The sequence below is a fragment of the Aeromonas sp. HMWF014 genome (assembly GCF_963878295.1).
Taxonomy (GTDB): domain Bacteria; phylum Pseudomonadota; class Gammaproteobacteria; order Enterobacterales; family Aeromonadaceae; genus Aeromonas; species Aeromonas popoffii.
In genome coordinates this window covers 1-8472 of sequence record NZ_CAWNYS010000237.1, presented here as the reverse complement: position 1 = coordinate 8472, position 8472 = coordinate 1, and the positions used below count along the sequence as shown (strand labels likewise).

8 protein-coding genes and 1 riboswitch are annotated in these 8472 nt (G+C 60.9%); of the genes, 5 read left to right on the top strand and 3 right to left on the bottom strand.

Annotation, left to right across the window (positions count from 1 at the left end):
* Window positions 1-49 precede the first annotated feature (49 nt).
* Complete coding sequence (locus tag AAC083_RS09555; protein WP_108536457.1) at window positions 50-2116, bottom strand: tRNA(Met) cytidine acetyltransferase TmcA; 2067 nt, start codon at window positions 2114-2116, stop codon at window positions 50-52.
* The gene (locus tag AAC083_RS09550) at window positions 2113-2427 is read right to left on the bottom strand and encodes an HlyU family transcriptional regulator (protein ID WP_108536456.1); all 315 of its coding nucleotides are present in this window, start codon (window positions 2425-2427) and stop codon (window positions 2113-2115) included. The genes AAC083_RS09555 and AAC083_RS09550 overlap by 4 nt, the downstream gene beginning before the upstream one ends.
* 137 nt (window positions 2428-2564) lie before the next feature.
* Between AAC083_RS09550 and AAC083_RS09545 the strand changes: the two genes are divergently transcribed.
* The 4 genes from AAC083_RS09545 to AAC083_RS09530 all read left to right on the top strand — a co-directional run bounded on the left by AAC083_RS09545 (window position 2565) and on the right by AAC083_RS09530 (window position 6252).
* Window positions 2565-2771, top strand: a complete 207-nt coding sequence (locus tag AAC083_RS09545; RefSeq protein ID WP_181364702.1) for a bacterioferritin-associated ferredoxin — start codon at window positions 2565-2567, stop codon at window positions 2769-2771.
* Between the two features lie 145 nt (window positions 2772-2916).
* Window positions 2917-3396 (top strand): bacterioferritin, encoded by a 480-nt coding sequence (bfr, locus tag AAC083_RS09540; RefSeq protein WP_042038967.1) that lies wholly within the window; start codon window positions 2917-2919, stop codon window positions 3394-3396.
* A gap of 203 nt (window positions 3397-3599) precedes the next feature.
* On the top strand, window positions 3600-5705 hold the full coding sequence (locus AAC083_RS09535; RefSeq protein ID WP_108536454.1) for a DUF885 domain-containing protein: 2106 nt from the start codon (window positions 3600-3602) through the stop codon (window positions 5703-5705).
* Between the two features lie 88 nt (window positions 5706-5793).
* Window positions 5794-6252, top strand: a complete 459-nt coding sequence (locus AAC083_RS09530; protein ID WP_042038964.1) for a methylglyoxal synthase — start codon at window positions 5794-5796, stop codon at window positions 6250-6252.
* Window positions 6253-6415: 163 nt separating this feature from the next.
* Here the strand turns inward: AAC083_RS09530 and AAC083_RS09525 are convergent, their stop codons facing one another.
* Window positions 6416-7003 (bottom strand): superinfection exclusion B family protein, encoded by a 588-nt coding sequence (locus tag AAC083_RS09525; RefSeq protein WP_042038963.1) that lies wholly within the window; start codon window positions 7001-7003, stop codon window positions 6416-6418.
* Between the two features lie 204 nt (window positions 7004-7207).
* Window positions 7208-7315, top strand: a riboswitch (yybP-ykoY riboswitch).
* A gap of 88 nt (window positions 7316-7403) precedes the next feature.
* Here AAC083_RS09525 and AAC083_RS09520 point away from each other — a divergent pair.
* On the top strand, window positions 7404-8390 hold the full coding sequence (locus AAC083_RS09520; RefSeq protein WP_258224643.1) for a sodium:calcium antiporter: 987 nt from the start codon (window positions 7404-7406) through the stop codon (window positions 8388-8390).
* Window positions 8391-8472: the final 82 nt, after the last annotated feature.

Sequence of the window (8472 nt, the reverse complement as noted above, 5' to 3'; positions counted from 1 at the left end):
GGGCTGATACCTGACGGCGAGCTCAGCTATCTCGACTGGCAGGGCAAGACTATCGAGTGGTAGGGATATCCAGCAGGCGAGCCAGCAGGGCGCGTAGCGCCTTGATGATGGCTGGCTTGCCCGCCAGTTGCAGCCGATTGGCCAGATGTCCCCAGTCCGCATATTGCCAGATGGTGGCGATTAGCAGCTGGCGCTCGCTGGGGGTCAAGGAGGTCAGTCGTGGCAGATTGCTGGCCAGCCAGTGCTGTAAGCTGGCTTGGCACAGCTCGAACGGCTTGTGATGATGGGCGAAGCAATCAAGCTCAGCCTGTTCAAACTCATCCAGCTCAGGCACGGCCAGCTCTTGTCCCCTCAGACATTGCCACACCAGTTCGGGAGCCAGCTCTTTCAACTCACCTGCCAGCAGGGTCGGCAGCTGACACACGAAGCGTTGGCGCCACTGGATCAGCTCGGCCTCCCACTCGGGTTTGAGTGCCTTGAACAGCAGAGCGGCATGGCAGCCGCTGGCGGCATCCCGTTGCAGGCCGATGCGCAGCACCTGCAGCCCGGCCCTGCGCCAGAAGGGCAGCAGATCGGCACTGGCCGAGAAGGCCGAGCCCAGATAGTCGAGCCCTTCCTCCCGGTAATACTCCTCCAGCTGGCCGAGCAGTTGCGAGCCGAGCCCGTGGCGATGCAGCGCCGGGTGGATGGCGATACGCATCACCCGGGCGTAGCTGCGCGCCCCTGCCGTTTTGAAACCGGCGTGGGCCAGCAGGGACTGGGGCAGCAGATGGCCGCGCGGACGTCGTCGGCCCGCCCAGATCTGCTCGGCCAGTGTGGGATCTATGTTGCCTTCCCTTGCCACCAGCGCGACCCCGAGCAGGCTCTGCTCCTGTTCCAGCAGGTGGATGTCGAGATCCGGGCTCTCCAGCAAAGACCTGAGATCGCTCGGCGTGGTCTGGTAGTGCGCCAGCACCAGCAGGCCGAACAGCTGATGGAGTAACTTTTCGTCTTCTGCCAATGCCTCTTGGCCGATCAGCCGCCAGCCCGGGCTGGTCGGTGGCAGGGGCGGATCCACCTCGGCATTGAGGCCCAGCAGGCGAAATACCAGGGATTCCAGCGGATCGCCAAGGCTCCAGCGGATCGGCTCGCCTAAGTGGATCTCCTGCCAATCCGGCGTCTGGTGGTCTAACACTCGCTTGAAACGCAGGTGAAAACCGCGTCCCGTGCCCTCGTAGCCGTGTTCCGTGGTGGCAAAGACGATACGGCTGTGGCGGGCCAGCATGGCCTCCAGCAGCGGGGTGGGGATGGCGGCGGCTTCGTCCACCAGCAACAGATCGGGTTGCAGGGCTTCCTCTACCAGCCGGGCCGGTGAGCAGAACTCGAGGCCAATCAGCCGTTCCACCTCTATACCCAGCGACTGTGCCGCGTGGTCAAACAGGGTGGCAACCGTGGCCTGGGAAGGGGCTGTCACCACTATCTTGAGGTCGGGTTGCTGGCGCAGCAGCTCGGCGGCGGCTAACCCCAGCAGGCTGCTCTTGCCGCGTCCACGATCGGCACTCAGCACCAGCGGGCGGCGACGATGGCCGTGCAATACCCTGTGAATGGCGGGCAGGGCCGCGGCCTGATCATGGCTCAGCCGTCGCAGTGCGCCGATCGGCTGCCAGGGCGCGAGGCTATGGGGCGGAAGCAGGGAGAGCGCAGGATCGTCCGCCAGCAGGTGCACCAGCCGGGCGATGAAGCCGTGGCCAGCCCGGTCCGCCTCTTCTGGCTGGGCGACCAGCCGCACCCTGTCCGGATCCGGATACTCGGGCCATTGCGTTCTGGGAGGCGTCAGCAGCAGCAGCAGACCGCCCGCCCGCAGTGTGCCCGCCAGCGCGCCAAAGGCGTCGGGATGAAAACCACTGAAAGCGTTGAAGACCAGGGTGTCGCACTCCTGACCGAGCCGTTGCAGCGCCTTGGCGGCGGGAACGGGCTCATGGCAAGCCGGACCTTCTCCTAGCCAATAGATGATGCCGCCCAGCAACGCTTCGGCACGGGCGATGCAATCGGCCTCGTCCCCTTCAAGCCAGACCAGTCGCCGTTCACCGGCGCGGGCCAGGGCTTGGCGCAGGGCGTTCACCTCGGCAGGGCTCATGAGGCTGAACTGTCGTCCGCTTTGACGCGAGGTTCAAACATGCGATCCCCCATCTGATCGATGAAGGTGTGGGCCTTCTGCACCATGAAACGCTCCGCATCGGCCGGATTGGCGAACAGATCGGAGCGGATGAAGATGTGGGTCTGCAGCATGCCATCCATCTCTTTGGTGATGCGGCCCGCCAACCGGTACTGGCCCCCTTCCGCCATGGGCTCGGGGTAGATGAGATAACCGGCGTATTCGGTGGGAGTCACCTCAACGACAGGGGCGGGCTTGCTTGCGAACAGGGCAGTGAACAGTTTCTTGAGCATGATGTTTTCCTCTGTGACGGGACATTGTCACCAAGGGGTTGATGGCTGGCAAGCAGGGGATCTTATTACTAATGGTTACTTGCACTACGAACCATTCTTATTTAGATTTCATGGCATTCCAGCATGAGGTAAACACTATGTACGTCTGTTTGTGCCGCGGCATCACAGATACCCAGATCCGCAATGCAGTACAGGCAGGCAAGACCGAGTTTCGTCAGCTCAAGCAGTCGCTGGAGGTGGGGGCCCAGTGTGGCAAGTGTGTGCGCATGACCATGGAGATCATCGCCGCCGAACTCGACAAGGCCGAGCTGGCACAGACTCCGCTCTACTACGAGGTGGCCTGACCCGGACCGCCCCTTTTCTGGCTCGACCCGCTAACAGTCTCACCCTGCCTCTCAAGCGAGCTGGCTCGCCAGACCTTTTGTTGTCACCTTTCTGGACTAAGCTCTAACGATCGAGGCCTCAGGCACGCATCAAGGAGCACTGTCGATGAAAGGAGATCCCAAGATCATTACCCACCTCAACAAGGTGCTGGCCAATGAGCTGATTGCCATTAATCAATACTTCCTGCACGCTCGCATCTACGATGACTGGGGTCTCAAGGCGCTTGGGCATAAGGAGTATCACGAGTCCATCGATGAGATGAAACACGCCGACGAACTGGTCAAGCGGGTGTTGTTTCTGGAGGGGCTGCCCAACTTGCAGGATCTGGGCAAGCTGCGCATCGGTGAAACGGTCGAGGAGATGTTGCGCTGTGATCTGTTGCTGGAGATGGATGCCATCCCGGACCTGAAAGTAGCTATCGCCTACGCCGAGTCGGTGCAGGACTATATCAGTCGCGACCTGTGCCAGAACATTCTGGAAGATGAAGAGGAGCATGTGGACTGGTTGGAGACCCAGCTCGATCTCATCGATCGCATCGGGCTGGAGAACTATCAGCAGTCCCAGCTGCATCACGGCTCATCCTGACCAGTCATGGCATGAAAAACCGATTCCAAAACCCGCTTTGGCGGGTTTTTTTTATGTTCGGCAGCATCGCTTTTTATTGTTGTTATCTGTATGAAAAACAAGCTTGTTTTTGTTAGTCAGGTCGCAACAATACGGGCGAGAGAGATGCATTATTGGAGCCCCGTATCGGGAAACACAATAACAACAGGTGAAAGGACTACACCATGCACTTCTTGCCCAACAAGCTGGCGCTTGCCTGCGCCATCGCACTCTCCCTCGCTGCCTGCAACGACAACAGCTCCAACGCGCCGGCGGATCCCGCTGCCACCAAGGCCTCTCTGATGCAAACCATGGACGAGGCCCTGCGCGAGAGTCAGGCGCTGGACCCCTACGGTTTTGCCATTGATGCCTCCAGCATTGCCAAACGCAAGGCGCTCGACAGTGCGCTGCTCACCCGGCTGGATGCCCTGGACCCGAGCGTGCTGAGCGAGCGGGACCGATTGTTCTACGACATGATCCGCTGGGATCTGCAGATCAATCTGGCGGGCTACGAGTTGCCCCAATCCCAGATCCCGATCCAGCACTTCCGCAACCGGGTGGTGGATCTGGCCGATGACGTGGGGGCTGCCCCCGCTAGCGGCAAGGCCGCCCGCACCGTCAGCAGTGGCTTCGATTACTTCGAGCAGAGCTCGGCCGAGCGGGTCGCACCGGGGGATGCGGCCTGGCGGCGGGATCTCGACCGCCCGGCCACGGCGCCAGCGCTGGCTACTCAGGCCAGGGCAACGACGGCCCCGCTGGCCTGGTATCAGGAGCACCTTGTCTGGCTCAAGGCCTATGATGCCTATCTGGCCGAGGTAAAACATCAGTTCGAGCTGGGCAGCGCCCAGGGCAATACCTTGCCGGACGATCTGGTGGACCGGCTGCTGGCCCAGCTCAACAGCAAGCTGGATGGCGAGGTGATCGCCGGTGCCTACCTCGGCTGGCAGCTGATGCCGGGGGAGGCCGACGAGGCGCTGAGCACCGATTACAAAGCGGTGCTGGACAGCATCAACGGCCGCTATCTGGCACTGCGGGACTATCTGGATTACCAGCATGGCGGTGCCTATGGGGTGCGCCTTGGCAGTGGCGAGTGTGACGACGGTTTCTGCGGCATGACCAATGGCCGCGACTGGTATCGCTGGCTGCTGAAGAAGCACACCACCACCAATATGACGCCGGAGCAGGTGCATGAGCTGGGGCTGAGCGAGGTGGAACGTATCTTCGGTGCCATGGTCAAGGTGTGCCATACCGTCGGCAAGTGCGACAGCGATGAGGTGGCCCAGAGCAAGCAGAGCGGCCAGATCTATGACTTCTTCCGTTATCTCAACGAGCCGGCCTTCTTCTACCAGAATCCGCTGGCTGTCTGGTCCGCCAATCTCAACCCGGGCAATGTGGCCGGTGCGGCCCTGAGCGAGCCGCAGCAGCAGGCGCTGGCGGAGCATGGGCGGGCGTTGCGGGAGTACAACGGCTTCAAGAGCAAGGCGGCGCTGGTGTTGCCGGACTTCTTCGATGCCGAGCGCACCATTCCCAAATTGGATTACGAGGTGGTGCCCGTCTCCTATGATGAGGCGCCTTATGGCGGGGTCGCCTGGTATCAGGACGGTAACCCGCAGACCGGCCGCAAGGGGCAGTTCTTCCTCAATACTTACTACCCCTATGGCCTGCAGAGCTGGAACATCAGCACCCTGCTGGCCCACGAGGCGGCGCCGGGCCACCACTTCCAGATCACCATAGCCCAGGAGCTGGCGGCCAAGGATCCCGACTTCCCGCAGTATGTGGCGAATGCCTCCTATACCGCCTATGCAGAGGGCTGGGCGCTCTACACCGAATACCTGGCGGATCACGACATGGGGCTCTATCAGGGGCGTGGCCTCTATGATCCGGCGGTGGGGGATGTGAAGGTCGAGGGTTCGCCTGCCTTCAATAACCAGTTGCAGTACTTCGGCCGTCTCAACGAGGAGATGCTCAGGGCCATGCGGCTGGTGGTGGATACCGGCATTCACTGGTATGGCTGGGGCCACGACAGGGCCGTCGGCTACATGAAGGAGAACTCGGCACTGGGGGCGGGGGACATCAGCTCTGAGGTACCCCGCTACATGGCCTATACCGGTCAGGCAACCTCCTACAAGGCGGGTCAGCTGGCGCTGATCCGGATGCGGGAGTCTGCCGAGCAGGCCCTTGGCGGCCGCTTTGACCTCAAGGCGTTCCATCACCATGTGCTGGAATACGGCATGTTGCCCATCTCTGTGCTGGAGCAGAAGCACCAGCAGTGGATTGAACAGTCGAAGTGATCACAGTTACGGCGCCCGGCAAGGCAGCGGGCGCTGCTTTCGATTAGGATACAGCTCTCTTCCCATCACAATGCTACGGATGAATTCCATGGAACTGATTGCACGTGAGATGGCGCCCCACAAGCGGGTGGCGCTGGTGGCTCACGACAACATGAAGACCCCGCTGCTGAACTGGGTGATGTGCCGCAAGGAGGAGCTAAAGCTTCACCATCTCTATGCGACCGGCACCACAGGCACCATGCTCGGCAAGAAGGCACAACTGCCCATCACCTGCCTCTTCTCCGGCCCCATGGGGGGCGACCAGCAGCTGGGTGCCCTGATTGCCGAGGGCAAGATAGACGTGCTGATCTTCTTCTGGGATCCCCTCAATGCGGTGCCCCACGATCCGGACGTGAAGGCGCTGCTACGCCTGGCGGCCGTGTGGAATATACCGGTTGCCACCAACGAAGCCACAGCGGACTTCATCATGGACAGCCCTCACATGCAGCAGGCGTTCAGCGTGCAGATCCCGGATTATGCCGGCTATTTGAAGGCCAGGACCGAATAACGGCAGATCCGCCAGTCAGTGCTGGTTATTTGAAAGCCAGGACCGAATAACGGCAGATCCGCCAGTCAGTGCTGGCTATTTGAAGGCCAGAGCCGAATAAAAACAGCCAGATAGCAAAGAGCCGGACACTGTCCGGCTCTTTTATGTGAAGGATGGCAGCAACTTAGCGCTGGAAGCCCTTCTGGGCGAACTTGGGTCTGGCGTTCATGATCTGCTCCACCTGCTCGTCGCTCATCTTGCCACGGGAGAGGCCCAGCACCTTGTAGGTGAGCAGCGGTCGCGCGGGCAGGGCTATCATCAGCGCCCGGATCTGGTTTTCGTCCTCTTTCTCTCGCACTGGCTTGCCGTAGGCGTAGGTGAGTACGCCAGCGTCCATCAGGTTTTTGACGGCAGGTTCGGTGATCGGCAAGTTTATGACGCTTTTGCGTTGTAGCACGAACTCGCGCAGCACCGCCTTCTCGTTGAAATCGAGGAAGGCGATCATCTGGGCCAGCTGATCCTGCTGACGGCGGGATTGCCATTCATCACAGGCCCACTCCCAGGCGATCAGGAAGCCCTGGCTGCAGAAGTAGGAGATGGCGATCAGCATGCCGACCCCGAGCCAGGCGGCGTGGAGCGTGGCCCACTGGCTGACGGCCCCTTTCATCAGGCCGGCTGGAAACAGCAATATGATGCTGCAGCAGAGTAGCAACCAGACCATAAGCCAGTTGAGACGGTTCAGTTGATAGAAATGTTGGATCCACCGTTTCATCGTTCATCCTTCCCAAACTATTGTGGACAGTAGGCAACTCATAGCAATCGTTATGCCAAGGCGTGGGTGCCGGGGGAAAGAGTGGGGACCCGGACGGAGAAAACGAGGGCGCTGACCAAGGGGAACCTTACATTTTCTTACAACTTATCGGGCGGATGATCATTCATTTGCCTTGTGAGGCGGTGGTCAACTTGGTAAAAAGCCCGCACTGTCATTGGGGAGTAGCAACCCGCCCGTGATCCGGGCAGGGCTCATGTCAACATTCTTGGATCTGCCGATCCATGGCATGAGCGGCGATAGCATCTATCGCTCTGCAAGACCTTTGGCCTCGATACGCAAGCCAGCCGGGCGAGCCGTATCGGGTCCATCGGTTGTTCTGCTCGCCTGGCGGTTGCCTATTATGTTGATTACCCTGCTGTTATTTCTGCTCTCTGCCGTCACCATCTACCTGGCCTGCGAATATTTCGTCAACGGTATCGAATGGACCGGCCATCACTTCAAGTTCTCCCAGAGTGCCACCGGCTCCCTGCTAGCAGCCCTCGGCACGGCCTTGCCCGAATGCATCGTTACCCTGACCGCCCTGCTGATGGGGGATGCCCCCGCCCAGCAACAGATAGGGATAGGCGCCGCCCTCGGCGGCCCTCTGGTGCTCTCCACCATAGGCTATGCCGCCGTCGGCGTGACCCTGCTGCTGTGCATGAGCCGTGAGCACAGAGTCATAGATGGCGAGGTGCAGCGCGAGATAGGGCGTGATCAGGCCTGGTTTGTCGGTATCTTCCTGGTGGCGGTGGCCCTTGGCATGGTGGCATTCACCGGTAAAGCCTGGCTGGCACCGCTGTTCGTGCTGGTTTATCTGGTCTATGTGCGGCGTGAACTGAAACAGACCGACAGCCACGAGGTCGCGTTGCCAGAGCCCCTCAAGCTGGATCCCAAGGCCGAGATCCCGGCGTTTGGCAAGGTACTGCTGCAGACCCTGGTGGCGTTGGGGGTGGTGGCGCTGGCGGCGCAGCTGTTCGTCCATCAGCTGGAGAGCATGGGTGAGCTGTTCGGCCTCTCTCCCGTGCTGGCGGCCCTGCTGCTGAGTCCGGTGGCGACCGAGATGCCCGAGTTGATGAATGTGCTGATCTGGGTACGTCAGGGCAAGAACCGGCTGGCGCTGGCCAACATCTCCGGCGCCATGATGATCCAGGGCACCATTCCCAAGGCATTCTGCCTGCTGTTCACCCCCTGGTTGCTGGATAGCACCATGCTGGTCTCCTCGCTGGTGACCCTGCTGGCGGTGGCACTGCTGTGGTGGGGCTTTAGCCGTGGACGGATGACGGCGGGCAGATTGGCCTGCGTGGGGCTCGTCTACCTGGGTTTCTGCGGCTGGCTGATGGTGAGCTGATGGCGCGCTCTATGTGAAGATGACGCCATGAGCAAGGCTATGTCCCAATTACGTGTTGCATGGGGCGCCCCAGCGCCTCATG

Excerpts from the sequence above, each read along its gene's own strand:
- AAC083_RS09550 (WP_108536456.1), bottom strand. The coding sequence starts at position 2,427 with ATGCTCAAGAAACTGTTCACTGCCCTGTTCGCAAGCAAGCCCGCCCCT.
- AAC083_RS09520 (WP_258224643.1), top strand. The coding sequence starts at position 7,404 with ATGTTGATTACCCTGCTGTTATTTCTGCTCTCTGCCGTCACCATCTAC.
- AAC083_RS09545 (WP_181364702.1), top strand. The coding sequence starts at position 2,565 with ATGTACGTCTGTTTGTGCCGCGGCATCACAGATACCCAGATCCGCAAT.
- AAC083_RS09530 (WP_042038964.1), top strand. The coding sequence starts at position 5,794 with ATGGAACTGATTGCACGTGAGATGGCGCCCCACAAGCGGGTGGCGCTG.
- AAC083_RS09525 (WP_042038963.1), bottom strand. The coding sequence starts at position 7,003 with ATGAAACGGTGGATCCAACATTTCTATCAACTGAACCGTCTCAACTGG.
- bfr (WP_042038967.1), top strand. The coding sequence starts at position 2,917 with ATGAAAGGAGATCCCAAGATCATTACCCACCTCAACAAGGTGCTGGCC.
- AAC083_RS09555 (WP_108536457.1), bottom strand. The coding sequence starts at position 2,116 with ATGAGCCCTGCCGAGGTGAACGCCCTGCGCCAAGCCCTGGCCCGCGCC.
- AAC083_RS09535 (WP_108536454.1), top strand. The coding sequence starts at position 3,600 with ATGCACTTCTTGCCCAACAAGCTGGCGCTTGCCTGCGCCATCGCACTC.